Source organism: Chryseobacterium sp. SIMBA_038 (assembly GCF_046535115.1).
Classification (GTDB): domain Bacteria; phylum Bacteroidota; class Bacteroidia; order Flavobacteriales; family Weeksellaceae; genus Chryseobacterium.
In genome coordinates this window covers 1-229 of sequence record NZ_JAWRXH010000494.1, presented here as the reverse complement: position 1 = coordinate 229, position 229 = coordinate 1, and the positions used below count along the sequence as shown (strand labels likewise).

General features: G+C 33.2%; 1 pseudogene. It reads right to left on the bottom strand.

The annotated features are described in order from the left end of the window. Nucleotides 1-211 (bottom strand): annotated as a pseudogene (locus tag SB689_RS24390) (AraC family transcriptional regulator); the annotation flags it as partial. Between the last annotated feature and the right edge of the window lie 18 nt (nt 212-229).

Below are 229 nucleotides of genomic sequence, written 5' to 3'. Positions count from 1 at the left end.
AAGCGGCTACCAGAATAAACAGTACCACCATAGAAAAAATAAGAATATTATACCTTATGATCACGGCAATCCATATAAACGCAATTCCTGTAATCAGATAATATGCCCAATTCAGGTTAATTTTCTCAGTGTTGGAGTATTGATTGGAAATTTCTTTCTTGTATTTTCTGACTGCAAGCAGACTTAAGCCTACATATACAATTCCGGACATAATCATTAAAAATTTGAG